Genomic DNA, 24,952 nt, shown 5'->3' with positions numbered 1-24,952 from the left:
AACATGAACGATGCTTTAGGCGCTTTAATCACCTTGAATGGCTGGGCAAACGGCCAAGCCGGGGCAGGCAACACCCACCCGGTATCGATGCCGGATTTTACGATTGCGTATGAGCAAAAAGACATCACTGCCGACATCAAGCCCTATCTGCTCACCATCAGCTACACCGATTTTTTGGGCGGCCAGAGCGATGAGCTGCAAGTGGACTTTGAAGATGTGGACGGGCGCTGGCTGCGGGCGTGGTATCCGGAGCAAGGCGACAGTTTGAGCCTATCGCTGGGCGACCAATTTACCGGGCTGGTTAAACTGGGCAGCTTTGAAATCGCCGAGATTGAATACAGCCATGCGCCCAGCGTCATCAGCATCAAAGCGTTGTCTACCGGCATCACCCGCGCCAACCGCACCCTCCAGCCCAAGGCGTATGAAAAAACCACTTTGGCCAAGCTGGTGCGCTTAATTGCGCAGCGGCTGAAATTAAGCGTTAGCGGCACCGTGGCCGATATTGCGATTGAGCGGGTAACCCAATATCAGGAGCGTGATGTGGAATTTTTGGCGCGGCTGGCGCGGGAGTATGGCCACACGTTTAAAATTGTGGATAAAACGCTGGTATTTCATGCCAATGCCGAGCTGGCCAAAACCGAGCCGGTGGCGCTGCTGCTGCCGCAAGACATCACCCGCCTGCGCCTGCGCGATTTAATCAAAGGCGTGCCGGACGAGGCCGTTGTTACCGGCTACGATGCCAAAACCAAACAAACGCGCCAGACCCGGCGCAAAGCCAAGCCGGTGCGTGGTGATGCCAAACACAAGCCCACCGACACCCTTAAAATTGTGGCCAATCGCGGCGAAAGCGACCAGCAGCTGGCCGCCCGCGCCGATGCGGCGCTGGCCGATGCGCAGCAAAGCCAGATTGCGGGCAGTATTGAGCTGGTGGGCAATGCCAAGCTGGTGGCCGGGCAGATTGTACAGCTGGCGGGCTACGGCAAGCTCTCCGGCAAATATTTGGTCAAGCAGGCGCGGCACGAAATTCGCCGCAGCGGCGGCTATACCTTGAGCTTGGATGTCAAAATGATTGAGTATGTGGCGGACGAGCCGCCTCAGGCCACACAGCAGGAGCCAAGCAATGCAGCAATCCCATGATTTTGGCGCTACCCTGCAATTCGGCACCGTGGCCGCAGTAGACGATGCCAAACACGCGGTGCGCGTTACCCTGCCCGCGCTGGAAAACCTGCAAACCGACTGGCTGCCGGTGGTGTCGCTGGCTGCGGGCGGCAACCAATTTTATGCCTTGCCCGACCCGGGCGAGCTGGCGGTGTGTCTGCTCGACGCCCGTGGCGAGGGCGGCGTGTGCCTGGGTGTGATTTACAATGCTGCCGATGCCGCCCCGGCGGCAGACCGCAACATCTGGATGAAGCGGTTTAGCAACGGTACGGTGATTCAGCACAACCGCAGTAGCGGGCAGGTTAGCGTAAATACACCGGGGATGTGCTGATTAAAAGCGGTGGCAAAGTCACCATCGACTGCGCCGAAACCGAAACCACCGGCAATCTGTTGGTTTCAGGCAGTCTTACCTATATGCAGGGCATGAGCGGCAATGGCGGTAGCGGTGCGGCGGCCACGATTAACGGCACTTTGCACACCGTGGGCGGCGATGTTCTGGCCGACGGTGTCAGCCTCAAACAACACACCCATCCCGATTTAACCAGCGGCGGCAATACCGGCGCGGCGCAGTGATTAGGCTTCGCCTGATGCGGCGCTTCGCAGAAATTCAAACCACTATTTTAGCTTCAGCGCCTACGCACTGCGTGCACGGGCTGCGCCCTGTATCGTGCTGCGCCCGATGCGGCGCTTCGCAGAAATTACAGCCCTTCTGGGCTGTAATTTTTAAAACGTTTTAAAAGACCGCAAACACATCTGCGGCCAAAATCCCTACATCACTTGATGCAGGGATTTTTTATGCCTGCCCAAACAAGCGCAATCCTTAAACCCGTTTAAAAGACCCGCCAACGGCCAATACCGATAATCACGCCATGAATACCCAAGCCCGCAGCCGCCATTGGCAACTCGCCCCCGACAGCACCGGCATCGTGCAAGATGCCGCCGATATCGAGCAGTGTATTTTTAATATCCTCGGCACCCGCAAAGGCACCGATGTGTGCCGCCCGGCATTCGGCAGCAACCATTTTGACTACATCGATACGCCCGAAGATGTGTTTGTGCCCAACTGCGTGCGCGAAGTGGTGCTGGCGGTTAAAACATGGGAGCCACGGGCAGAAGTAACGCAAGTGACGTTTGCGGGCAATGCACCGCACATTGTGATGACCGTGCACTGGCGCGTGGCCGCAGCGGTGGCGGGTGAGATTTACCGCAGCGATATTTTATTAAAGGCTGCCTGAAATGGATTTGAACAAATTACCGCGTGAAAACGTGAAAGTGGTCGATGACGACTTGGCCACCGTGCTGGCCGCCACCATTGCCGACTACGAAGCACGCAGCGGCAAAGTATTGCAGCCCGCGCACATTGAGCGTTTGCTGATTAACACCTTTGCCTACCGCGAAACCTTAGCGCGGCAGCAAATGAACGAAGCCTACCGCCAACAACACCCGCGTTTTGCCACCGGCTTAATGCTGGATTTATGCGGCGATGATGTTAACACCCCGCGCTTGGCCGCTCAGCCCGCGCTCACCACGCTGCGCTTCAGCGCCGAGATTGCCGGGCAGGCACAGGTATTTATTGCTGCAGGCAGCCGTGTTTCGGTGGGCGATGTGATGTTTGCCACCCGCGAAGGCGGCACGCTTAGCGCTGCCCAAAAGCAGCTTGACCTGCTGGCCGCCTGCACCGTGCCGGGCATTTCCGGCAACGGCTGGTCTGCCGGGCAAATCAACACCGTGGTCGACAGCCTGCACCCAACGATTGCCGTTAAAGCCGCCAATATCACCGTGCCGTCTGGCGGGGTGGACATCGAGGGCGACGATGCCTACCGCCAGCGCATTTTACTGGCGCCGGAGAGCTTCAGCGTGGCCGGGCCGGTGGGCGCTTATCAGTATTGGGCGCGGCAGGTCAGCCCCGCGATTGTGGACGTGCATGTGGCCAACGATACCGACAGCACCGGCGCACCGATTGGCGGCACCGTGGCGGTGAGTATCCTCACCAAAGACGGCCTGCCGGGTGATGAGCTGCTCGGTGCGGTGCAAACTGCCCTGTCTGCCGAGCGCCTGCGCCCCCTGTGCGACAAGGTGGTGGTGCGCCCACCCGCGCCGGTGGATTACAGCGTTAACGCCACGCTCACGCTGTTTAGCGGCAGCAATCCCGCCGAAGTATTGGCCGCCGCCAACGCCGCTTGGGCGGCTTACGAAGCCGGGCGCCGCCATCGCTTGGGTGCCGATATTGTGCCGCTGCATATTCAGGCAGCCTTGCGCGTGGCCGGGGTTTACAACGTGAGCACACCGGGGCTAGCGCTCACTACTGTAGCACCAAACCAATGGGCACGTTGCACCCGCATCAATATCACCGCCGCTGCGGAGCAAGTGGATGGCTAAGATGAACTACGCCGACATCATCGAGCGCGACCAACGCTATCGGGCGCTGGCCGAGCTTGGCTTGCGGCTGGAATTGGTCGAGCTGCCGCAGCTGATGCCGCGCTTAGTTGCCTTGGTTGCCCCCGAACATCTGCCGCTGCTGGCCGAAAGCCGCAGCATTTTGGGCGCAGACGGCTATTGGCTGGCCGAATCCGACAGTGCGCGGCGGGCATTGATAAAAGGCGCTTACGAGTTACACAGATACAAAGGCACCCCGTGGGCGGTGCGCGAGATTGTGCGCCGCTTGGGTTTTGGTGAGGTGCAGATTATTGAAGGCCTAAGCGGGCAAAAGCATAACGGCACCATCCGCCGCGACGGCACTTATTACCGCGGCCACGGCCCGCACTGGGCGCACTACCGCATCGTGCTGGTCAACCCGATTACAAACGACCAAGCCGGGCTGCTGCGCCGCACCCTGCAAGCCTTTGCACCGGCACGCTGCATATTGGAAGCGCTGGATTACCAACAAGCGGCGCTGCGGCATAACAGCCGCGCCCGCAGAGATGGCACATTTAACCGAGGAGCCGCATAAGATGGCAAACGTAAAAGAAAACGCAATATGGGAAAACGGCATCTACCAGCTGGAAACCACCGACCCGGTGCTGGGGGTGAAAACGGCATCGACAACCTGCAAGCCCGCCAACTGGCCAACCGCACCCAGTGGCTTAAAACCGAGCTTGCGCAAGCCGTGCAAAACATCGGCGGCTTGGGCGCAAGCAAAGCCGACAAATCAATTCAGATGATTGCGGGCAACGGTTTAAGCGGCGGCGGCGATTTGTCCGCGAACCGCACAATCACCCTCGGCACCCCGGGCAAAATCACCGGCTCGAGCACCAACAGCGTTAGCGCCACCTCGCACACGCATGAAATCGACAATGCCGGTCCTACCGTTGCAGGGGTCATGAAAGTGCTGAACGTACTCAACAGCACCGATAATTTGAGCGCACTCTCTGCTGCGCAGGGCAAAGTGCTGGCTGAATCAATCAGCGGATTAGAGTCCGGTAAGCTGCCTTATATCTTTGGTCAAGGTGCGGGGCTGGACTTTGATGCTGTGCCCGTGGGCGTTAGCGGATACCGCGATACCCCGTACGGCTGGGGCTCTGTGCTCACCGTGCCGACATCCGACGATATGTCGCAACTGATAATCGGCCAAGGACGGGCGTGGGTGCGCTATCGTAACAGCGGCACTTGGATTGCAACCGAGTTAAGCGGTGCCGACTGGTCTGCCGTGCGCAACCGCCCCGGCGCAATCAAATCTTATGCATCAGACGCTGTAAATCAAACCGAGCTCGCCGCCGCAATCGGCAACCTGGTAAACGGTGCCCCGGGCGCACTCGACACCCTGCGCGAACTTGCTGCGGCCTTGGGCAACGACCCTAATTTTGCATCAACAATCGCAGCACAAATTCGACAAGCATCGCCGCCGGGGATGGTTGTTTACTACGGCGGCAAAACCGCGCCGCCAGGATGGTTAAAAGTCAACGGCGCGGCAATTCTTGTGTCGTCATATCAAGAATTAACAGATGCACGCTGGGTCGGTGCCGCAGAAAACGCCACCGCACCGTGGTGGTATCGCTGCGACAACCCGAGCAATCCGGACGGCAGCCGCAATGTTAATGGACGCTATTTTGTGCTTGAGGACTTGCGCGGCGAATTTGTGCGCGGCTGGGACGATGGCCGCGGCGTTGATGCCGGTCGGGCGCTGGGTAGCGCACAGGGCGATGCTATCCGCAACATCACCGGCCGGATTGCGAGTGGCAATGACACCAAACAGCAGTTGATCGAGTCGTGGAGCGCAACCGGCGCATTTTATTTTAATGAAACCGGATACAAAAATTGGACGCAAGATGCTAGTGACGGTGATGCACGTTTGCCGCGCGACATCTCATTTGACGCAAGCCGCGTTGTACCCACCGCCCCGAAAATCGCCCGCGCAACATTGCATTGCTTGCCATCATCAAAATCTAACAAACAGGACACAACACAATGTCACTCAACACTAAACCGCTGCCGCCGCTCACAAAACAAGTGTGTCAGCTCGATGCAAACGGCTACTATCTCTATACCACCGATGCCGATTTAGACCTCGCGGCAAGCGACGGCAGCTATATCCTGCCCGGCGGCTGCATCGATGCCGATCCGCCCGAAGACAGACCCGGCCATGCCGCGCGCTGGCAAGACGGCGCATGGCAGTATCTGCCCGACCACCGCGGCCAAGTGTTTTACAGCACAGCCACTGGCCAGCCGCACACAATCAATGCTGTAGGCGCTTTGCCCGACGGCATTACCGACACCCCGCCGCCGGATAAATATCACAGCTGGGACGCCAAGGCAAAGGCGTGGACGCTAACAAAATCCGCCCGTGCGCAACAGCTGGCCGATGCCAAAGCGGCAAAATACGCTGCCATCAACAATGCCGCACAAGCACATATCAGCCGCGCCGCAGAACTCGACAAAGTGCCCGAGTTCGAGTTGGCAACTTGGGCACAGCAGGCCGCTGAAGCCGAGGCATGGGCAGTAAACAACACCGCGGCCACGCCCATGCTGTCGCAAATCGCATTGGCACGCGGTGCTGATCTTGATGACCTGCGCACAAAAGCACTAAAAAGCCCGCGCCTACAGCGCGCTGGCGGCGCATGTGGCCGGGCAGCGGCAGGCGTATGTTGATGCGCTCAACGCCGCTGCCGATTTGGCTGCCGTGGATGAAATTAAAATCAACTACAGCGCGCCGGGTGCATGATGCGCCGCTATCTGTATCATATTGCGATTGCGCTCGACCAGCTGCTTAACGCCGCACTCGGCGGCTACGCCGATGAAACCTTAAGCAGCCGCGCATACCGCCGCGCCAGTATTGCAGACGCAAAACGGCGCTGGCGCTGGGCACACAAGCTGATAGACGGCCTGTTTTTTGGCAGGCGGAACATTGCAAGAAATCGTATGAAATGGAGGTGCTAAGACGGCATTTGCCGGTAGATTTTAGTTAGTTTGATATTGTTGTATTGATGTAAAGACGGCGGCGCGGGCAGTGTTGTAGCACCACCCACGCCAGCCAAAGCAGACGGAACCTGCATTGACCCAAGGCCGCCACCTCGCGAGGCGTGCGGATTCTATCACCAAAACGTAGAAAACCACAAAAAATGAAACATCGTTGCAAAAACTGCAATAAGCTGTTGGCCGAAGGCTGTGGCACTTTTGAAATCAAATGCCCGCGCTGTAAAGCCATTAACCGCTTGAGTTCTTTAACAACCCAGCATGCAGCCATCACCACTTCACCAAAAATATCATACATCGCTTCGCGTATCATCGGGTACATTTGCTTGCTCCAGTCCGTTAATCGATGGACACAGCATAACTCTGCTGGCCGACAGTACCCAGCAATCCCAGTGCAAAGGTTCACCACAAACAAAAAAACCTGCCTTTGTTCGGCAGGTTTTGAAACATTGTTGCACAGTGTGAAACAAAATAAAGTCGCATTTATCTTGCAAAAGCATCACCATTTATCGCGCCCGGCTTCACCAATCTTTCAGGCAACCTGAATATTTCAATGTGTTTTAATAAAGTGATAAATCAGAAAGGACGATGAATGAGCAAAATGATATTCAAAGCATGGCTATTGGCCGCAGGCTTAGGGTTGGCCGGTGTGGCCGCTGCCGACACTTTTGGCGCCGCGGCGGTGCAAACCGATGTTGCGGTTCAGACTGTGGCCGCCGCCAAGGCTTTGCCGGACGACAGCAAAGTGGTGTTGGAAGGCCGTATCGTTAAAAAAACCGGCCATGAGCGTTATGAATTTAAAGATGCCAGCGGCACGGTAACCGTGGAAATTGATGACGACGATTGGCGCGGCCTCAGCGTTAATGCGCAAGATAAAGTGCGTATTGAAGGCGAAGTAGAGCACAAACGCGGCCGTGCCGTGGAAATCGATGTGAATCGCATCGTTAAATTGTAAGTATTTTTTATGGCCGATAAAAAGCCGTCTGTCACAACAGACGGCTTTTTTGATCACAATACAATCTTAATACCCATCATAAAAATAAGATAACAAGGCGGAACAGATTTTGTTGACGCTTTAGCGCCTTACAAAGTCGTTCGCTTTGCGCTAAGGCGAGTCAACGCAGTTAGGTTATTTTTTAGGATTGGTATGACTAACCACGCACCATTTGGGTAAACACTTCGGCAGCCACGCCGATGGTGTCGGCGATGTGTTCCGGCGTGTGGGCGGCCGACATAAAGCAGGCTTCAAAGGCAGAAGGGCCGAAGGCAATTTGGTGATCGAGCATACCGTGGAAAAATTGCTTGAAGTGTTCGGTATTGCTGGCGGCCATTTCGGCATAGCTTTGCGGCACCGCATCGGCAAAATACAGGCCAAACATACCGCCCACGCTTTGGCTGCAAAACGGCAGCCCGGCTTCTTGGGCCACCGCGTTCAAGCCGTGGCACAGCATTTGGGTATGCTTAGCCAATTGCTCGTAAAAACCGGGGCGCTGGATGATTTCCAGGGTTTTCAAACCTGCGGCCACGGCCACCGGGTTGCCGGAAAGGGTGCCGGCTTGATACACGCCGCCCAAAGGCGAAATACAGGCCATGATGTCGGCACGGCCGCCAAATGCGGCCAAGGGCATACCGCCGCCAATCACTTTGCCCATGGTGGTCAAATCGGGGGTGATGCCGTGCAGCGATTGGGCACCACCCAAGGCCACGCGAAAGCCGGTCATCACTTCGTCGTAAATCAGCACGGCGCCGTGTTGTTCGGTAAGGCGGCGCAAGGTTTGGATAAATTCGGCGCTGGGCTGAATCATATTCATATTGCCCGCAATCGGCTCCAAAATCACGCAGGCCACGCTATCGCCGATTTCGGCAAAGGTTTGCTGCAAAGCGGCTACATCGTTGTAGGGCAGCACCAATGTGTGTTTGGTGAAGTCGGCCGGCACGCCGGCAGAGCTGGGGTTGCCGAAGGTGAGCAGACCGGAGCCGGCCTTTACCAATAGGCTGTCGGAATGGCCGTGGTAGCAGCCTTCGAATTTAATAATGTTGTCACGCCCGGTAAAGCCGCGCGCCAAGCGGATGGCGCTCATGGTGGCTTCGGTGCCGGAGCTTACCAGCCGCACTTGTTCTACGCTGGGCACGAGCTTGGCAATTTCTTCGGCAATCTGCACTTCGGCTGCGGTGGGTGCACCAAACGACAAGCCGCCCAACGCTGCTTCGCGTACGGCTTCAATCACTTCCGGATGGGCATGGCCCACAATCGCCGGGCCCCATGAGCCGACATAATCAATGTATTGCACATCGTCTTCGTCCCACACATAGGCACCGGCGGCTTTTTTGATAAAGCGCGGCACACCGCCCACGCTGCCGAAAGCACGCACGGGCGAGTTAACGCCGCCGGGAATGATTTTTTTGGCTTGTTCGAATAATTGCTGGTTGCGGTTCATGGTCTTTCCTTAAAGCAGTCATTGAAGTTAGATGGCTTGGGCTGTCCAGGTCATGGGTTGAAAACAGACACCGTCTTTTTGTTGTAAGGGCTGGCTGTTTTGAAAGCCCAATGCTTGATACACGGGCACTGCGAAGACAGAAGAACGTACGGTGTAGCTGGCGGCGGGGCAATGGCTTTGCGCTGTGTGCCAGAGTTGTTTGGCCAAGCCGTGGCCGTGCCAGTGCTCCGCCACAAATAAATGATAAAGGTGGCTGCCTTGATACAGGGCGATAAAGCCGACAGTAAGGTTATCGTACAGGCCAAGCCAATGTTGGAAATCGCTGTTATGCAAGCGTTGGGAAAATGCTTCGGTACTGAGGCTTTCGGCCAGCCAAGTGGGCAGATCTGGGCTAGTACCAGTCAGATAAAAATGAGCTAAAGAGCAGGCCAAAGCCGATAAAACGGAGGCGTCTGCTGCTTGAGCCGGGCGAATCGAAAATACGCTTGGTGTATTCATTTTCTGTTGATTAAGGCTGGCTGAAAGGCTTTTTACCAAGTTGAATAAGGATGCTTGCTTAAATACGCATTGCTAAAGCGCCCATCGGCAGTGATTTCTGCGCCCAGCCATTCGGGCTTGGCAAATGGCGTATTTTCATCGGACAGCTCAATTTCGGCCACAATCAGCGGGGCGTTGTCGCCAAAGTATTCATCGACATCAAACACAAAACCGCCGTATTCGATGGCATAGCGGTGTTTTTCCAGCTTAAACGGGCACATTTCGGCCAGCATGGTTTGCGCGTGTGCCAGCGGCACCGGGTATTCGAATTCATGGCGCGACACATCGGAAATAAAGCCTTTGATGGTGAGCCAAGCCTGCTCGCCCGCAATGCGCACGCGGATGCTGCATTCTTTGTCTACCTTCATATAGCCTTGCTGCAAGGTTTGCGGCTGCGCCAAGGCGCGCCAGGCATCGCCTTGAACCAAAAAACGGCGCTCGATTTCAATACTCATGTTGGTTTGTGCTTTCAGGCAGCCTTGCCTAATACCCATTCTAAAAAATAACCTAACTGCGTTGACTCGCCTTGTCGTACGTGTGTACTGTCTGCGGCTCACCGCCTTGTTATCTTAATTTTTATTATGGGTATAAATGATTAAAACGGTTTGAAAATCACCAGATACAGCGCCAGCGCCATAATCACCACCGGCACTTCGTTAAAAAAACGGTACCAGCGGTGGCTGTAGCGGTTGCGGTTGTCTTGGAAGTCTTGCAACAGCTTCCAGCAAAAGCCGTGGTAGCCCAGTAAAATCACGCCTAGGGTAACTTTGGTGTGCACCCAGCCCATGCCCCACCATTGAGTAATAAACGGAATCACAAAGCCAAACAGTAAGGCCAGCAAGCCCAGCGGGGTCATGAATTTAAACAGTTTTTCTGCCATCAGCAGCAGGCGTTGGTATTCCACGCTGCCGGGCGACACCATGGCCATGTTAACGTAGATGCGCGGCAGGTAAAACAAGCCGGCAAACCAGGCAATAATAAAGAAAACATGCAGTAATTTAAGCCATAAATACATGATGCGGGCTGCCTGAAAGGAAGAATAGGATGGGTTGGGTTCGCACGGGCGGACAGCATCAATTGTAACCGCTTATGGGTGCGGATGAAACCGCAGCCCCAGCTTGCTGCCCCATTCAACCCACTGGTAAACGGTGAGCAAATAGCTTTCTTGCAGCAAAAAGCGCAGCTTGGATTGGGTGGCGCTGTAGCGGCTGGTGGGGGTGGGCGAGGTTTCGGCATTTAAGCCCAAATCTTTGGCCATCACGGCGGCGCGCGCCATGTGGTAGGGGTCGCTTACGATAATCAGGCTGTTGATGTTGTTGTCGGCAGCCACTTGTTGGGCGTTTACCAAGTTTTGCCAGGTGTCGCGCGAGCGGTTTTCATAGAGAATATCATCGGCAGGCACGCCTTGCTGCATGGCGTAGCGGCGACCCACTTCAGCTTCGGTCATAAAGCCCGGCTTGGGGGTGCCGCCGGTGAAAATCAGCTTGGCCACCTGTTTTTGCTGATATAGGGTGATGGCATGGTTGATGCGTTCGCGAAATACGGGGGATGGGCGCTTATCCCACGCCGCCGCACCCAGCACAATGGCGGCATCCGCCGTTTGGGTGTGTTCGAGCCGGCTGTAATAATACACTTGGCCGATGCTGAACAGTGCGTTGGCCAGCATCAGCAGCAAGCTGATTTTAAAGCCCAGCCAAAGATAATGAAAAAAACCGCGGCGGCGTGCAGACATGGGAAAACCGGTGTTAAGGCAGCAAGGCTTCGATGTTATCCAGCGGGCGGCCCACGGCGGCGCGGTTGCCCACCACGGCAATCGGGCGTTCAATCAGCGCCGGATGGGCGGCCATGGCGGCAATCAACGCTTCATCGCCGGCGTCGGCCAGATTCAGCTCGGCATACAGGGCATCGTTGCAGCGCATCATTTGCCGGGGTGAATCGGCATTGAGCTGGCCAACAAGTTGGCGGATGTCGTTTGCGCTGGGCGGGGTATCCAAATAATTGACAATATGGGTTTTGAGACCGCGCAATTGCAACATGGCCAGTGCCGCACGCGATTTGCTGCAGCGCGGATTGTGGTAAAGTGTGACGGCTGCTTTCATGGCCGGCTCCCAATAAAATAAGATGGCTTTGAGTGTGGCCGATTGCATGGCAGTTGGCAAGTATTTTGTGGCAGTGCAATATGGGGTATAGATAGAATCAATAGCTTAATTACTTAGCATAAATAAATATTTTGGCGGCCATGGCGTGGTTGCCTGTACTTTGCTTATTCGGACATTAAATTATGCGATTATTGAAATCATCATCGGTTGTTATTTTTTCATCTTGGCGCATTAAGCTGCTACTGTGGGCAATGGCAAGCGCCTTGGCCACTACTGCCACCGCCGCCGAGTTGCAATCATGGCCGCAAAACAAGCCGGTGTCATTGACGCCCGGCGGCCATGATATTCAGGTGGTGAATGTGTGGGCCACGTGGTGCGCGCCGTGCCGCAAAGAAATGCCTTTGTTGTCGCGCTGGTATGTGAAGCAGCAGCAAAGCCGCGCCAAGCCCAAGGTGAGTATGGTGGGCGTGGCGCTGGACAGCGAGGCCAATATCGCCCGCTTTGTGCGGCAAACGCCGGTGCGCTACCCTTTGTGGCGCTACAGCGGCACCGACAGCACCGCATGGATGAAAACACTGGGCAATCCGGTGGGCGCATTGCCGTTTACACTGGTGCGCGCGCCGCAATGCGGCTTTCAGGCAGCCTTGTTGGGTGAAGTGGACGAAGCCAAGCTGGATAAAGCGGTGGCGCAGGCACGGCAGCAATGTGGGCGTAGGCGCTGATTTTGGCTTGCTTGCCAAAACCGCGGATTGAAAGTGATGGTTGGGGAAATCCGCCAAAGGCTGCCTGAAGCCACCAAATCCACTCAAAAGCACCGCCCAACGGCCATGTTGGCGGTGCTTTTGGTTTGAGCGCGTTGGCCAATATCATATTTTCTACGATGATGCGCTGCTGTTGCCATGGGCGGATAACACCTGCCGCACCGCCGCCTGCCATTGCTGCAGCCGTGCTTGGCGCTCGTCGGCGCTGATTTGGCTGTCGAAACGGCGCTCCAGCTGCCACATATCGGCCACATCCGACGGGTTAAACAGGCCGCAGGCCAGCCCGGCCATTTTTACGGCGCCAAAGGCGGTGATTTCGGTGAGGGTGGGGCGCAATACCGGCACGCCGAGGATGTCGGCCTGAAACTGCATCAGCATATTGTTGGCGCTGGCGCCGCCGTCTACCCGCAATTCGGTGAGCGGTGTTGGCGCGTCTTGCTGCATGGCATTGAGCACATCGGCTACCTGAAAGGCAATCGCTTCCAGCGCGGCGCGGGCAATGTGTGCCTTGCCGGTGCCACGAGTGAGGCCGCTGAGGCTGGCGCGGGCATCGGCCTGCCAGTAGGGCGCGCCCAAGCCGGTAAAGGCGGGCACCAACACCACGCCCTCGCTGCTGTCTGCTTGCTGTGCCAGCGCCTCGATTTCATGGCTGTGGCGTACAAAGTCAAGGTTGTCGCGCAGCCACTGCACAATGGCACCGGCCATAAACACGCTGCCTTCCAGCGCGTATTGGGTGGGCTGGCCGCTTTGTTGCCACGCCACGGTGCTGAGCAATTGGTGTTGGCTGTGGATGACTTCGCTGCCGGTGTTCATCAGCATAAAGCAGCCGGTACCATAGGTGTTTTTGGCCATACCCGCATGCACACAGCCATGGCCGAACAGCGCCGCTTGCTGGTCGCCCATAGCGGCAAACAGCGGCAGTTGTGCGCCCAACAGCCCGGCGGCGGTGTGGCCGATAAGGCTGCCTGAAGGCACGATTTTCGGCAAAATGGCCGCCGGAATATCAAATAAATCCAATAATTCGGCCGACCACTGGCCGCTGTGGATGTCCATCAACATGGTGCGCGCGGCATTGCTGATGTCGGTAACATGCAGGCCGCGGGTGAGCTGGAAAATCAGCCAGCTGTCGATGGTGCCGAACGCCAGCCGCCCCTGTGATGCCAGCTCGCGTGCTTGCGGGGTGTGTTGCAACAGCCACGCCAGTTTGCCGGCGCTGAAATAAGGGTCGAGCTTAAGGCCGGTGATGTGTTGAATGCGCGCCTCATGCCCGGCTTCGCGCAAAGCTTGGCACCACGGCGCAGTGCGGCGGTCTTGCCACACCAGTGCCGGTGCCAAAGGCTTACCGCTGGCTTTGTCCCACAGCACGGTGGTTTCGCGCTGATTGGCCAAGCCGATGGCGGCGATATCGCCGGCCAATAGCCCAGCTTGGCTGATGGCTTCTTGGGCGGTGCCGATTTGGGTGTTCCAAATGGCCCACGCGTCTTGCGTTACCCAGCCCGGCTGCGGGGTGGCCAGCGCAAACGGCTTTTGTGCCATCGCCAATACTTGGCCTTGGGCATCGAATACGATGGCGCGGCTGGAGGTGGTGCCTTGATCCAAAGCCAATAAGCAGCCCATGGCGGCTCTCCTTATTCAATTGCATTTCAGGCAGCCTTTAAAGGCTGCCTGAAAACAAAAACGGGTGGTTTTGTAAATTAAATCGCCGCGATAAACAGCGCCACAATGCACAACAAGCCCACGGCCCACACAATCGAGCGCATAGTGGCCATGTCTTTGATGTAAAGCCAGATATAGGCTAAGCGGCTGAACACAAACAGCAGCGCCCAAAAATTGATGCTGCCTTGGGCGGCATTGCCGCTGGTGTGGGCGATAATCACGGCAGCGGCAAAGGGCGCAAACACTTCAAAGCTGTTTTGCTGCGCCGCATTGGCTCGCGCGGCCACACCTTGGGTGTTGGCCATAAAGTCGCGCGGGTTGTGGTTGTCGCGCCCGCTAAAACCGCCGCTTTTCTTGGCATAGGCGGCGCACAGCCACGGCAAAAACATGGCGATAAACACGCACCAGTAGGCTAGGGTCATAATGGGTTGCTCCTTTGAGTGGGATACTAAAGAGACAGCTTATAGCAGATACCGCTTATAGCAAAGAAAATAAATCATAGCTAAAGCTTGTTTCAGGCAGCCTGTTTGCGGCGGCTGCGCCAGCGCCAGATAATTTGCACCAAAGCATAGCCGATAATGGCAAAAATGCTGCCCATAATCAATATCCCCAATGCCAAGGGTTTACCAAAACGGGCGGCCCAAGCAGCGGCATTGCCCCAGAAGCCGGGTTCGCCAAAAGCGGGCATGATTAATTCGGGGTGTGGCGCATCGCCAATCAAGACCCAGCTGCCCAGCTCATAGGCGGCCACATACAGGGGAATCAGGGTAACGGGGTTGGTGTAGAGGGTGGAAAACAAGGCAATCGGTACTTGGGTGCGCAATACATAGGCCAGCATCAGTGCCGAAAAAAACTGTGTTGGCGCGGGCAACATGCCGCAAAACAAGCCGATGGCCACCGACAAAGCCACTTTGTCGCGGCTAAACGCCCAGTATTCGGGCTTGTTAAACCAATGAGCAAAGGGCTTGAACCAGCGCGAGGAAAAGATTTTTTCGCGGGTGGGCAGTTTGTGTTGCCATTTTTCGAACATGGGTGTGTCGCTGGGTTTCGGTGATTTTGAGCAGTGTGGATTGTAATCAAATTTGTTGGCTTTTAGGTTTGCTCAGCATTGTGCCGCATTGTTTTTGCGGTTTTTTACTTTCAGGCAGAGCGGATGGCGCATTAAGTAAAGGCTGCCTGAAAGGATTTTCAGGCAGCCTTTGGTTTAAGCAGGTGTGTCGGGTTTATACCAATCCTAAAAAATAACCTAACTGCGTTGGCTCGCCTTGCCGTACTACTTGTACTGTCTGCGGCTCGCCGCCTTGTTATCTTATTTTTTAGAATTGGTATTAGCTTTTTTTGGCGATGCCACCATGTTTGGAACAAGCGCCATGCGTGGTTTTGGCGTTGGACTGGGTGCCGTCTTTGCAGACAATTTTACTGGCTTGGTTTTGGGTTTTGAGAGCCGTGGTTTGGCCAGCGGGTTTGGCGGCGGCTTTTTCAACAGGCTTGGCGGTGGTTTTGGCGGGTGTAGCAGCCGCTTTAGTCACCGCTGCAGGTGCGGTTTTGGCTGCTGGGGGCGCTGCTTTGCTTACGGCAGCAGGTGCAGTTTTTTGCGTACCGGTGGGCACTGGGGTGGGGGCGGCGAAAGTGCTGAGTGATGTGGCGCCCAAAATAGCCAGCAAAATGGCAGCGGATAAATTTTTCATATTGCTTCTCCTAATCATCATGCGCACGGTTTGTGCTTGTTGAGCAATATAATGTGCCAAACTTAGACGCGGCTTAGTCTTTTGTGAAATCGTGCAAAACGCATCTGCTATGCTCCACCGCTATTTACGGTAGGTTTTATTGTTGTGTTTAAAAAAATCCGTCTACAACCATGGGTTTCAGACGGATTTTTTATTTGATATTAATGGATTAAATCACAATACGCTTTTCACCACTGCTGCCACATGCTCGGTGGTAAAGCCGAATTCTTTAAACAGCAATTCGGCCGGGGCGGATTCGCCGAAGCGGTCCAGCCCCACTACGGCGCCGTTTAAGCCCACATATTTATACCAGCCGTCGCTCACGCCTGCTTCCACGGCCACGCGCGGCAAGTGGGGCGGCAGCACGCTGTTGCGGTAGGCGGCATCTTGTTGGTCAAACACATTGGTGCACGGCATGGATACCACATGCACGGCAATGCCTTCAGCGGCCAGCGCGGCTTGGGCGTTCACCGCCAGTTCTACTTCGGAGCCGGTGGCGATAATCACCGCTTGGGCGTTGCCTTCAGCCGGGCGCAATACATAGCCGCCACGGGCGATGTCGGCCAGTTGCTGCTCATTGCGCAGCATAAACGGCAGGTTTTGGCGGCTGAAAATCAGGCAGCTCGGATGGCTGGCCGCTTTGGCGGCGGCGGCCCAAGCCACCAGCGATTCGGCGGAGTCGCACGGGCGCCAAACGGCCATATTGGGAATCAGGCGCAGGCTGGCGGTTTGCTCTACCGGCTGATGGGTGGGGCCGTCTTCGCCTAGGCCGATAGAGTCGTGGGTAAACACGAAAATCGGGTTGATTTTCATCAACGCAGCCATACGTAAGGCGTTGCGGGCGTATTCGCTGAACATCAAAAAGGTGGCGCCAAAAGGCTTGATGCCGCCGTGCAGTGCCAAGCCGTTCATGATGGCGGCCATGCCGAATTCGCGCACGCCGTAGTGAAGATAATTGCCGCCGCTGTGCGGTTTTACCGCCACGCTGTTTGACCAATCGGTGAGGTTGGACGGGGTGAGGTCGGCGGAGCCGCCCACCAATTCGGGCAATACTTGCGCCAATACTTCAATGCTGTTTTGGCTGGCTTTGCGGGTGGCGATTTTTTCGGCTTTGGCGCACACGTCTTGCAAGGCTGCCTGAACGTGGGCATCGAAGTTTTGTGGCAGGGTTTTATCCATGCGGCGCACAAATTCGGCAGCCTCGGCAGGGAATTTGGCTTGGTATTGGGCAAACAATGCGTTCCAGGCGTTTTCCAGCTTGGTGCCTTTTTCTTTGGCATTCCAAGCGGTGTAGACTTCTTGTGGCACTTCAAACGGGCCGTGGTTCCAGCCCAAATGTTTGCGGGTGGCTTCGATTTCTTCTGTACCCAAGGGCGCGCCGTGGGTTTTGTGGCTGCCTTCTTTGGTGGCTGCGCCTTTGCCAATCAAAGTTTTGCAGCAGATGATGCTGGGCTTGTCGGTTTCGGCGCGTGCGGCTTCGATGGCGGCTTTCAGCGCGGCGGTGTCGTGGCCGTCTACATTGGGCAGCACGTGCCAGCCGTAGGCTTCAAAGCGCTCGGGGATGTTTTCGGTAAACCAGCCGTCTACTTTGCCGTCGATGGAAATATTATTGTCGTCATACAGTACCACCAATTTGCCCAAGCCCAAGGTGCCGGCGAGCGAGCAGGCTTCGTGCGACACGCCTTCCATCAGGCAGCCGTCGCCCAAAAATACATAGGTGTGGTGGTCAACAATATTGAGGCCGTCTTTATTGAATTCTTCGGCCAGCAATTTTTCCGCCAACGCAAAGCCCACGGCATTGGCAATGCCTTGGCCGAGCGGGCCGGTGGTGGTTTCCACGCCGTCGGTATAGCCGTATTCGGGATGGCCGGGGGTGTTGCTGTGCAGTTGGCGGAAGTTTTTCAAATCATCGATGGATACGTTGTAGCCGGTGAGGTGCAACAGGCTATACAAAATCATCGAGGCGTGGCCGTTAGACAATACAAAACGGTCGCGGTTGTAGAATTTGGGGTTGGCCGGGTTGTGGTTTAAAAACTGTGTCCACAACACTTCGGCCATTTCGGCCATGCCCATCGGGGCGCCGGGATGGCCGGAATTGGCCTGTTGTACGGCGTCTGCGGAAAGAAAACGGATGGCGTTTGCCAGTGGGGAAGCCATAATCTGCCTTTGCTGTTAAAGTTGCAGGCAGCCTTGGCTTGCTGCTTTGAAAAGGCTGCCTGAAATGAATTTTTGGGGTGTTGCGGTGTTGCCTACACCTGTTTCTGCACTAAAAATCGGCTACAAAAAAAATTGTGAGCAGGCGCTAAGAGAAACGGGGCAAATTATCGCATTGTTTGTTGGGATGCAGCAAGGCAAGGTGGGTTTGGATTGTGCTGCTTTGCAGCTTTAAAACATGGTGTGCGTAACTCTGTTACCAAGCAAACGCATAAACCGTGCTGCGTCGATAAACTTCCCCGGCACGCAGCAGATTGGGGGGAAATTCGGTATGGTTGGCCGCATCGGTATAGCCTTGCGCTTCAAAGCAAATGCCGCCGTAGGGCTGCAAAGATTTGCGCCCGGGCACGGCCAGCTTGGGCAGAAAGCCGCCGTTGTACACCACCAGCACGGGGTTGTCGGTGTGAATCTTTAAATTGATGCCGCTGCCGGGGTGGCACACATGGGCGGCAGTGTGTTGCAAGGGTTGGGCATATTCAGGCAGCACATAAGCCGTGTCGATGGCGGTGGTAGCAATGGCGCGCGGCTGGCGAAAATCCAGCGGTGTGCCTGCCACGGCAGCGAGTTGGCCGGTGGGCATCAGCTCGCTGTTGGTGGCGAGGATATCGGCGGCGTTAATTTGCAATTGGTGGTCGGCCACGGTGTTGCCGGGGGCGCCCAAATGGAAATAGCTGTGCTGGGTAAGATTGAGCAAGGTATCGGCATCGCTGCGGGCTTCAAAGTGTACGCTTAGGGCATTGTGTTGATCCAAGCGGTAGCAAACGCTGACATCCAATTGCCCCGGATAGCCTTGATCGCCATCGGCGCTGCGGTGGCTGAGGCGGATTTCTACGCCGCCATCATCGCAGTGGCTGCCGGCAAAATGCCAGGGCACGCTGTCAAAGCCCACAGGGCCGCCGTGCAGCTGATGGCCGTGGTGGTTGGCCGCCAATGGCAGGATTTGCCCGTTTAGCGGGGCACGCGCTTGGCGGATGCGCCCGGCATGGCGGCCAATCACCGCACCCAAATAAGGATATTGGGCGCGATAAGCGGGGGCGGCATAATCTGCGGCTTGCTCAAAACCGAGTACGCATTCGTGTACGCCGTGGCGGGCAGGCACTTGGATTGAGGTAATGATGGCGCCGAAATCGCATACCGATACCGACATACCGTTGCGGTTGCTGAGGGTGTATAAGGTGGCAGGGTGTTGTTGGATATGGCCGAAAGGGCGTTGGTTGAGCTTGGCTGTCATGTGAAGGTGTTTTGGGGCTGGATAACTGGGGCGCAGTATAAGCCGCTGCATGGCGAACACGCAAAAAAAGGTGTGGCCAAAGCCACACCCAAACACACACACATCAAGAGGAAATCAAAATAAGTGCTAGGTTAATGCAGGCAAGCGGTTTATTTGCCGTCTTTTTCCACCTGTTTTTTCACCCAGAAGAAAAGGTAGGTGGCAATCATAATGATGACTACAATGGTAATAAGGGACAAAATGCCGATGGGGGATTTGAATAATTCGGCAAACAGTTCCATAACGCGCTCCCTTAAGTCAGTATTGGGTTTATTGGGCTTGGCGGCGCTGCCGCTGAGTAGATGTAGCGATTATAGCGGCCTGTTTTTTTAGGGCATTGATGTAAATCAAATAATAAAGTAGCCATGTTAAGAAATGTATTGATGTGCATCAAGTCTGTGGATATAGGTGATTTTAGGTGATGTGTGTAATGTGAAAAGGCTGCCTGAAATCATGAAATGGTGTTTCAGGCAGCCTGAAATCATGAAATGGTGTTTCAGGCTGCCTTTACCAGTAAGTGCGTATCTTCAATTATTTATACCCATTCTAAAAATGAGATGACAAGGCGGCAAGCCGCAGACAGTACAAGTAGTACGGCAAGGCGAGCCAACGCAGTTAGGTTATTTTTTCGAATGGGTATTACTTATGATTTGGCGAAATATTGCCGATAAATCCGATCATAAGTGCCGTTGCTTTTAATCGCCTGCAAGCCTTGGTTCAGCTTATTTTGCAATTCGGTATTGCCTTTGCGCACCACAAAGCCGTACTCCTCGGGGGGCAGGTTGTTGTCGGTGAGGGTTTTCAACTTGGCATCTGGATAAGCCTGCTGGTAATACAACATTACGCCGGAGTCGCCAATGGTGGCATCGGCTTCGCCCGACATCACTTTTCGGATGGTTAGAAAAGTGGTGTTTTCATAGGTGGCTTTTTCAGTCAGGCCTTGTTGTTTGGCCATGTCATCCGAGGTGGTACCGGGTTTTAAAGCCAGGCGCATGGGTTTTAAATCGGCAAACGATTGGCTATTGGCGGCACCTGCGCCTAACAATGCCATTTGGCGTGATTCAAAATAAGGGGCGCTAAAATCCATGCGTTCTTTGCGTGCTTCGGTGATGGTAATGCCGGCAGAAACAATATCGGCTTGGCCTTGGTCGAGTGTGTTGAAAATCGACTGCCAGGGATGGCTGGTGTAAGTGAGGCTGAATCCTTGCTGCTGGGCAATGGCGTTCAGAATATCCACGTCAAAGCCACTGGGCCGGTCTTGCTGGTCGCGAAACACAAACGGCGGGTAGGTGGGCTCGGTCATCACTTTGTAAACCGTTGTTGCTGCAACCGGCTGGCTGGCGGTGGTGTCGGCGACAGGGGTGTCGCTGCAGGAAGTGATTAAAAAAGCCATCATGGTGACGGCAGTCCATTTATTAAATTTAGATATAAATAAACCTTTTGGGTTTATGGTGTTGTGCATGTGTACTACTCCAAATATTTATTTTGAATAATCAAATGTTTGGTGTGAAAATATCATTCATTTGAAGGCGCATTATATTTGATTTAATTTCAATTAACTATGAGAAATTATTCTGTTTGGTCAGGTGTTTATAAAGATGTAAAATCAATTTTGGGGTATTACGAGCGATAATGAATCCGAGCGGCATGGTTTGGCGCTGTTTCAGTTTCAATACAGTAGGTCTAACAAATGGCTGCGGGTCACGCATATACTATACGGAAGCGGTTTTTACTGGTATTTTGTTGCTCTGCAAAAGTTTAGGGTCTGTTTACAATTTTCTATTATGGCTGTCGGCACGAAAAAAATTGTTAACAAGCTCTTGGTGCGCCGAAATAGTCGGGTTAAATCAAATTTAGAAAATCGAGTTTAAGGACAAGCGCAATGCAAAAAAAATGGCTGTGGGGCGGGGTGGCAATCGCGGCAGTGTTGGCGGGCATCGGGGTGTGGGTGAACCTCACCGGCAGCAAAGGGCTGCCTGAAGGCTTTGCCGGCGGCAACGGGCGCTTGGAATTGCAACGCATGGACGTGGCCACTTTATATGCCGGCCGGGTGGTGGCGCTGCGGGTAGACGAGGGCGATGAAGTGGCGCAAAACGCAGTGCTGGCCGAGTTGTCGTCCGATCAAAGCAACAGCCAATTGGCCGGTGCCGAAGCGGCCAAGCAGCGGGCGCAAGAAGCGGTGGCGCGGGCGGATGCCGAAATTGCCGCCCAGCGCCAGCAGCAAAAAACTGCGCAAATGGAGCTCGACAATACCCGCCGCTTAAAAAACGAAGCCTTGGTGTCGGCGGCCGAAGTGCAACGGCGCCAAGCGGCGCGTGATGCCGCTGCCGCAGCGGTAAAAGCCGCGCAAGCCGGGCGTGCCGAAGCGGTGGCGGCGGTGGCGCAGGCACAGGCGCAAACCGATGCGGCCGCTTCTGCCAATCAAGATATGCAAATCCGCGCGCCGATTGCCGGGCGGGTGGAATACCGCATTGCGCAAGTGGGCAATGTGGTGGGCGCGGGCAGTAAAGTGGTTACGCTGCTCAACCCGGCCGATGTGTCGATGAATGTGTTTTTGCCAGTGGCCGATACCGGTAAGCTCATTTTGGGCAGCGAGGCGCGCATTGTGTTGGACGGCATAGATGCAGTATGGCCGGCCGCGGTGCAATTTATCGCTGCACAAGCGCAGTTCACCCCAAAAGCAGTGGAAACCGCCGCCGAGCGCCAAAAAATGATGTATAAGGTGCGCCTGCGCATTCCGGCGGACATTGCGTTGCAACACAAAAACCTGCTCAAAGGCGGCCTTACCGGCAACGGCTATGTGCGCCTGAATGCCGATGCGGCTTGGCCGGAGCAATGGGCGGTGCGCTTGCCTAAAGCAGAGGCTGCACGCTGATGCTGCCTGAAGCTGTGCCCGCTGGCACCGATGCGGTGGTGCTGCGCCAACTCAGCCACCGCTACGGCAAAACCCAAGCCTTGCGCGCGGTAGACTTAGCGCTGCCGGCCGGTGCCACCATTGCGCTGATTGGCCCGGACGGCGTGGGCAAATCCACATTATTGTCGTTGGTGGCAGGCATTAAAATCATCCAAAGCGGCCAAGTGCAAGTGCTGGGCGGCGATATGGCCGACAAAAAAACGCGCCAAGCCTTGTCGCACCGCATTGCCTTTATGCCGCAAGGGCTGGGGCACAATCTTTATCCCACTTTATCCATCAATGAGAATGTCGACTTTCACGCCTGCCTGTTCGGCCTGAACGCCGCCGAGCGGCAAGCGCGGATTGCGCGGCTGTTGCAGGCCACCGGCTTGGCACCGTTTGCCGAGCGTGCGGCGGGCAAGCTTTCCGGTGGCATGAAACAAAAGCTCAGCCTGTGCTGCGCCTTGGTGCACAACCCGCAACTGCTGATTCTGGACGAACCCACCACCGGCGTAGACCCCTTATCGCGGCGGCAATTTTGGGCCTTGGTGGCCGATTTGCGTGCCGAAAACCCGGCCATGACGGTGCTGGTGGCCACCGCCTATATCGACGAAGCCGAAGACTTTGATTATGTGGTGGCGATGGACGACGGCCATTTGCTCGCCGCCGCACCCACCGCACAATTGCTGGCCGACAGCGGCTGCGCCACATTGGAAGCGGCCTATATCCAACTGCTGCCTGAACACAAACGCGGCGACGCCGAAGGCTTGGCGCTCACGCCGTTTGTGGCCGACTCGGGTTCACCCCCGGCAATGGAAGCCGAACACCTCACCAAACGCTTCGGCGACTTCACCGCTGTAGACAATGTGAGCTTTGTGATTGAAAAAGGAGAGATTTTCGGCTTTCTCGGCTCCAACGGCTGCGGCAAATCCACCACCATGAAAATGCTCACCGGCCTGCTGGAGCCAAGCGAAGGCAGCGCGCGCCTGCTCGGCCACCCCACCGATGCCAACGACATGGCCACACGGATGCGCGTGGGCTATATGTCGCAAGCGTTTTCGCTCTACGAAGAGCTCAGCGTGCGCCGCAATCTGTATCTGCATGCCAAGCTCTACCAAATGCCCACCGACCAAGCCCGTGCCGCAGTAGACGATGCCTTGCAGCAATTCGAGCTGGCCGCAGTGGCCGATGCCAAACCGGCGGCTTTGTCGCTGGGCATCCGCCAGCGCCTGCAATTGGCCGCTGCCTGTTTGCACCGCCCGGAAGTGCTGATTTTGGACGAGCCCACTTCCGGCGTGGATCCGGCCGCGCGCGATATGTTTTGGCAATACCTGCTTACCTTGTCGCGGCGCGACAAAATCACCTTGTTTGTGTCTACCCATTTTATGAACGAAGCGGCGCGTTGCGACCGCATTTCGCTGATGCATCAAGGGCGGGTGCTGGATGTGGGTACGCCGCCAGAATTGTGCGAACGCCAGCATACCGACAGCTTGGAAGAAGCCTTTATCGCTTATTTGCAACAGGCCGAAAACGAAAATTCCGAAAACAACCATCAAGCCACAGAAGCTGCCCATGATGATGTTTCAGGCAGCCTGAAAACCACCGTATCGAAAGTTTCAGGCAGCCTTGCCGATGGCAAGCACGCACGGCAAAGCGGCTTATCCGGCTGGCTGGCCACGGTGTGGACGTTTGCCGTGCGCGAAGGGCGCGAGCTGCTGCGCGATCCGGTGCGGCTGTTTTTTGCCTTATTCGGGCCGGTGTTGCTGATGATGGCGGCGGCGGTGAGCGTGTCGTTTGACGTGAAAGATGTGCGTTTTGCCGTATTGGATCATGACAACACCAGCTTAAGCCGTGAATTGACCACTTATTTTGAAGGATCGCCGTATTTCAAAGCCACGCCGCCCTTACACAATGAGGCCGATATTGACCGCGTGCTGCGCGGCTCGCAAGCGCGGCTGGTGGTGGAAATCCCTGCCGGTTTCGGCCGCGATATGCTGCGTGGCGAACAGCCGGAAGTGGGCTTTTATATTGATGGCGCCATGCCGTTTACCGGCGAAAACATCCGCGCCTTTGTGCAAGGCATCATGGCCGATTATGGGCGCAACCGGCTGCAAGCGGCGGGCTATCCGCTGGATGGCGCAACGATGGTGGCCGTGGAGCCGCGCTTTGTTTACAACCCCGACTTTAAAAGCATTTTTGCCATCACCCCGGGTATGATTATGATGGCGATGATGCTGATTCCGGTGATGATGACCGCGCTGGGCGTGGTGCGCGAAAAAGAAATCGGCTCGATTACCAATCTGTATACCTCGCCCGCTTCGGTTACTCAGTTTTTGGTGGGCAAGCAGCTGCCTTATGTGGCCTTATCGATGGGCAGCTATTTATTGCTGGTGTGGCTGGCGGTGGTGGTGTTGGCGGTGCCGGTGAAGGGCAGCTTTTGGGCCATGAGCGTGGGCGCTTTGGCGCTGATTTTTGCCGCCACCGCCTTTGGCTTACTGATTTCCAGCTTTGTGCGCTCGCAAGTGGCGGCTATTTTCGGCTCCTCGATTGCGGCGATGATTCCGGCGATGAATTTTTCCGGCCTGCTGTATCCGGTGTCTACCTTGGAAGGCGCCAATTATTGGCTGGCGTGGGGCTTTCCCAGCGCTTGGTTTCAGCTCATTAGCTTGGGTGGCTTTACCAAAGGCTTGGGCTGGGCAGCGTTTGCGCCGATTTATCCGGTGCTGCTGCTGTTTACGCTGGCGTATGTGGCCTTGGCCAGCGTATTGCTGAAAAAGCAGGAGCGTTAAG

Annotated in this window: 29 protein-coding genes; 15 read left to right on the top strand and 14 right to left on the bottom strand. The window is 55.8% G+C overall.

The genetic code is table 11. The annotated features are described in order from the left end of the window. Window positions 1-3: 3 nt before the first annotated feature. The 11 genes from JQU52_RS10075 (at window position 4) to JQU52_RS10025 (ending at window position 7,522) form a co-directional block, all read left to right on the top strand. Entirely contained in the window at window positions 4-1,137 is a 1,134-nt protein-coding gene (locus tag JQU52_RS10075) for a phage late control D family protein (RefSeq protein ID WP_407947594.1), read from the top strand. Then, the gene (locus JQU52_RS10070) at window positions 1,121-1,489 is read left to right on the top strand and encodes a phage baseplate assembly protein V (RefSeq protein ID WP_230338358.1); all 369 of its coding nucleotides are present in this window, start codon (window positions 1,121-1,123) and stop codon (window positions 1,487-1,489) included. The genes JQU52_RS10075 and JQU52_RS10070 overlap by 17 nt, the downstream gene beginning before the upstream one ends. Continuing rightward, window positions 1,483-1,731 (top strand): hypothetical protein, encoded by a 249-nt coding sequence (locus JQU52_RS10065; RefSeq protein WP_230338357.1) that lies wholly within the window; start codon window positions 1,483-1,485, stop codon window positions 1,729-1,731. Before JQU52_RS10070 ends, JQU52_RS10065 begins: the two co-directional genes overlap by 7 nt. Before the next feature lie 296 nt (window positions 1,732-2,027). Then, window positions 2,028-2,393 (top strand): GPW/gp25 family protein, encoded by a 366-nt coding sequence (locus JQU52_RS10060; RefSeq protein ID WP_230338356.1) that lies wholly within the window; start codon window positions 2,028-2,030, stop codon window positions 2,391-2,393. A 1-nt stretch (window position 2,394) separates the two neighbouring features. Further along, entirely contained in the window at window positions 2,395-3,537 is a 1,143-nt protein-coding gene (locus tag JQU52_RS10055; RefSeq protein WP_230338355.1) for a baseplate assembly protein, read from the top strand. After that, entirely contained in the window at window positions 3,530-4,108 is a 579-nt protein-coding gene (locus JQU52_RS10050) for a phage tail protein (RefSeq protein WP_230338354.1), read from the top strand. The genes JQU52_RS10055 and JQU52_RS10050 overlap by 8 nt, the downstream gene beginning before the upstream one ends. 27 nt (window positions 4,109-4,135) lie before the next feature. Next, complete coding sequence (locus JQU52_RS10045) at window positions 4,136-5,659, top strand: phage tail protein (RefSeq protein WP_230338353.1); 1,524 nt, start codon at window positions 4,136-4,138, stop codon at window positions 5,657-5,659. After that, entirely contained in the window at window positions 5,563-6,243 is a 681-nt protein-coding gene (locus JQU52_RS10040; protein WP_230338352.1) for a tail fiber assembly protein, read from the top strand. Before JQU52_RS10045 ends, JQU52_RS10040 begins: the two co-directional genes overlap by 97 nt. 69 nt (window positions 6,244-6,312) lie before the next feature. Then, window positions 6,313-6,531, top strand: a complete 219-nt coding sequence (locus tag JQU52_RS10035; RefSeq protein ID WP_230338351.1) for a hypothetical protein — start codon at window positions 6,313-6,315, stop codon at window positions 6,529-6,531. Window positions 6,532-6,713: 182 nt separating this feature from the next. Continuing rightward, window positions 6,714-7,112 (top strand): Com family DNA-binding transcriptional regulator, encoded by a 399-nt coding sequence (locus JQU52_RS10030; RefSeq protein ID WP_230338350.1) that lies wholly within the window; start codon window positions 6,714-6,716, stop codon window positions 7,110-7,112. Between the two features lie 47 nt (window positions 7,113-7,159). Beyond that, window positions 7,160-7,522 carry a YgiW/YdeI family stress tolerance OB fold protein gene (locus JQU52_RS10025; RefSeq protein WP_230338349.1) on the top strand — a complete coding sequence of 121 codons (363 nt, stop codon included), beginning with the start codon at window positions 7,160-7,162 and terminating at the stop codon, window positions 7,520-7,522. A 196-nt stretch (window positions 7,523-7,718) separates the two neighbouring features. Here the strand turns inward: JQU52_RS10025 and hemL are convergent, their stop codons facing one another. The 6 genes from hemL to arsC form a co-directional block, all read right to left on the bottom strand. Then, window positions 7,719-9,005: a glutamate-1-semialdehyde 2,1-aminomutase gene (gene hemL / locus JQU52_RS10020; protein ID WP_230338348.1), complete on the bottom strand. Its 1,287-nt coding sequence runs from the start codon at window positions 9,003-9,005 to the stop codon at window positions 7,719-7,721. A 27-nt stretch (window positions 9,006-9,032) separates the two neighbouring features. Further along, a complete protein-coding gene (locus JQU52_RS10015) occupies window positions 9,033-9,503 on the bottom strand; it encodes a GNAT family N-acetyltransferase (RefSeq protein WP_230338347.1) in 471 nt (156 codons plus the stop codon). A 32-nt stretch (window positions 9,504-9,535) separates the two neighbouring features. Then, window positions 9,536-9,997, bottom strand: a complete 462-nt coding sequence (locus tag JQU52_RS10010) for a CYTH domain-containing protein (RefSeq protein ID WP_230338346.1) — start codon at window positions 9,995-9,997, stop codon at window positions 9,536-9,538. 140 nt (window positions 9,998-10,137) lie between these two features. Further along, a complete protein-coding gene (locus tag JQU52_RS10005) occupies window positions 10,138-10,557 on the bottom strand; it encodes a CopD family protein (protein ID WP_230338345.1) in 420 nt (139 codons plus the stop codon). A 72-nt stretch (window positions 10,558-10,629) separates the two neighbouring features. Further along, window positions 10,630-11,274, bottom strand: coding sequence for a YdcF family protein (locus JQU52_RS10000; RefSeq protein WP_230338344.1), 645 nt, complete (start codon window positions 11,272-11,274; stop codon window positions 10,630-10,632). 13 nt (window positions 11,275-11,287) lie between these two features. Further along, window positions 11,288-11,641 (bottom strand): arsenate reductase (glutaredoxin), encoded by a 354-nt coding sequence (gene arsC, locus JQU52_RS09995; protein WP_230338343.1) that lies wholly within the window; start codon window positions 11,639-11,641, stop codon window positions 11,288-11,290. A 251-nt stretch (window positions 11,642-11,892) separates the two neighbouring features. Between arsC and JQU52_RS09990 the strand changes: the two genes are divergently transcribed. Then, window positions 11,893-12,363, top strand: coding sequence for a TlpA disulfide reductase family protein (locus JQU52_RS09990; RefSeq protein ID WP_230338342.1), 471 nt, complete (start codon window positions 11,893-11,895; stop codon window positions 12,361-12,363). 153 nt (window positions 12,364-12,516) lie between these two features. On the opposite strand, the gene glpK is transcribed toward JQU52_RS09990, so the two are convergent. The 5 genes from glpK to tkt all read right to left on the bottom strand — a co-directional run bounded on the left by glpK (window position 12,517) and on the right by tkt (window position 17,942). After that, window positions 12,517-14,019 carry a glycerol kinase GlpK gene (glpK, locus tag JQU52_RS09985; RefSeq protein ID WP_230338341.1) on the bottom strand — a complete coding sequence of 501 codons (1,503 nt, stop codon included), beginning with the start codon at window positions 14,017-14,019 and terminating at the stop codon, window positions 12,517-12,519. Window positions 14,020-14,096: 77 nt separating this feature from the next. Then, entirely contained in the window at window positions 14,097-14,480 is a 384-nt protein-coding gene (locus tag JQU52_RS09980) for an MAPEG family protein (RefSeq protein WP_230338340.1), read from the bottom strand. Between the two features lie 92 nt (window positions 14,481-14,572). Next, entirely contained in the window at window positions 14,573-15,088 is a 516-nt protein-coding gene (locus JQU52_RS09975) for a DUF2062 domain-containing protein (RefSeq protein ID WP_230338339.1), read from the bottom strand. Window positions 15,089-15,386: 298 nt separating this feature from the next. Then, window positions 15,387-15,746 carry a hypothetical protein gene (locus tag JQU52_RS09970; protein WP_230338338.1) on the bottom strand — a complete coding sequence of 120 codons (360 nt, stop codon included), beginning with the start codon at window positions 15,744-15,746 and terminating at the stop codon, window positions 15,387-15,389. Window positions 15,747-15,959: 213 nt separating this feature from the next. Next, entirely contained in the window at window positions 15,960-17,942 is a 1,983-nt protein-coding gene (gene tkt / locus JQU52_RS09965; protein ID WP_230338337.1) for a transketolase, read from the bottom strand. Window positions 17,943-18,006: 64 nt separating this feature from the next. Between tkt and JQU52_RS09960 the strand changes: the two genes are divergently transcribed. Then, window positions 18,007-18,174 carry a hypothetical protein gene (locus JQU52_RS09960; RefSeq protein WP_230338336.1) on the top strand — a complete coding sequence of 56 codons (168 nt, stop codon included), beginning with the start codon at window positions 18,007-18,009 and terminating at the stop codon, window positions 18,172-18,174. Window positions 18,175-18,195: 21 nt separating this feature from the next. Here JQU52_RS09960 and JQU52_RS09955 read toward each other — a convergent pair whose 3' ends face one another. From JQU52_RS09955 to JQU52_RS09945, 3 genes are all read right to left on the bottom strand, one after another. Beyond that, window positions 18,196-19,230: an aldose epimerase family protein gene (locus tag JQU52_RS09955; protein WP_230338335.1), complete on the bottom strand. Its 1,035-nt coding sequence runs from the start codon at window positions 19,228-19,230 to the stop codon at window positions 18,196-18,198. Between the two features lie 149 nt (window positions 19,231-19,379). After that, a complete protein-coding gene (locus tag JQU52_RS09950; RefSeq protein ID WP_230338334.1) occupies window positions 19,380-19,511 on the bottom strand; it encodes a DUF3149 domain-containing protein in 132 nt (43 codons plus the stop codon). Between the two features lie 401 nt (window positions 19,512-19,912). Then, entirely contained in the window at window positions 19,913-20,665 is a 753-nt protein-coding gene (locus JQU52_RS09945; RefSeq protein ID WP_230338333.1) for a basic amino acid ABC transporter substrate-binding protein, read from the bottom strand. A 486-nt stretch (window positions 20,666-21,151) separates the two neighbouring features. Between JQU52_RS09945 and JQU52_RS09940 the strand changes: the two genes are divergently transcribed. Then, window positions 21,152-22,144 (top strand): HlyD family secretion protein, encoded by a 993-nt coding sequence (locus JQU52_RS09940; RefSeq protein ID WP_230338332.1) that lies wholly within the window; start codon window positions 21,152-21,154, stop codon window positions 22,142-22,144. Further along, window positions 22,144-24,951: a ribosome-associated ATPase/putative transporter RbbA gene (gene rbbA / locus JQU52_RS09935; RefSeq protein ID WP_230338331.1), complete on the top strand. Its 2,808-nt coding sequence runs from the start codon at window positions 22,144-22,146 to the stop codon at window positions 24,949-24,951. The genes JQU52_RS09940 and rbbA overlap by 1 nt, the downstream gene beginning before the upstream one ends. The last annotated feature ends 1 nt before the right edge of the window (window position 24,952 follow it).

Source organism: Paralysiella testudinis, from assembly GCF_016894345.1.
Taxonomy (GTDB): domain Bacteria; phylum Pseudomonadota; class Gammaproteobacteria; order Burkholderiales; family Neisseriaceae; genus Paralysiella; species Paralysiella testudinis.
The sequence above is the reverse complement of the archived record's forward strand: the minus strand, read 5'-3'. Positions and strand labels throughout refer to the sequence as shown.